Below are 738 nucleotides of genomic sequence, written 5' to 3' on the forward strand. Positions count from 1 at the left end.
CAGGAAAACTATGCGTGATTTAAGTGCTTTACCCGATTTGACCGTAGCGCTGGTGCAGACCACGCTGGCCTGGCATGACCGTCAGGCGAATTTTGCGCATTTTGATGAGCTGCTTGAGCAGACAAAGGGTGCAGACCTGGTGGTTTTGCCAGAGATGTTCACCACCGGCTTTAGCATGGAGTCAAAAAACCTGGCCGAACCTGAAAATGGTCCCACCAGCAAGTGGTTGCAGGCTCAGGCCAAAAAGCTCGATGCAGTGGTCACTGGCAGCGTGATTGTGCTGGCAGCCGATGGCAGCCATCGCAACCGGCTGTTGTGGGCTCGTCCTGATGGTGAGGTGTTGCACTACGACAAGCGCCACTTGTTCCGCATGGCGGGTGAGCATGAGCACTTTACCCCGGGCGAACGTCAGGTTCAGTTCGAAGTGAAGGGTTGGCGCATTCGGCCGCTGATTTGCTACGACCTGCGCTTCCCGGTCTGGAGTTGCGACGCGCACGACACAGATTTGCTGCTGTACACGGCTAACTGGCCGGGTGCGCGCCGCTTGCACTGGAACCGGTTGTTGCCTGCGCGGGCCATTGAGAACCTGTGCTACGTCGCTGCAGTCAATCGGGTGGGGACTGATGGCAAAGGCTTGGTCTACACGGGTGACAGCCATATTTTTGACTTTCAGGGCGAGTCGCTGCTCAGTGCCGGTGAGGCGGATGGTGTATTCACCATGAGCCTCAGTGCCGCTGA

The 738-nt window shown here is 57.5% G+C and carries 1 protein-coding gene; it reads left to right on the plus strand.

Going from position 1 to position 738, the window contains the following annotated elements:
* Positions 1-10: 10 nt before the first annotated feature.
* Positions 11-738 (plus strand): amidohydrolase (locus tag TU76_RS24000; protein ID WP_048352647.1); only part of this gene is annotated, 728 nt, incomplete at its 3' end.

This window comes from Pseudomonas psychrophila, from assembly GCF_001043005.1.
GTDB classification, from domain to species: Bacteria; Pseudomonadota; Gammaproteobacteria; order Pseudomonadales; family Pseudomonadaceae; genus Aquipseudomonas; species Aquipseudomonas psychrophila.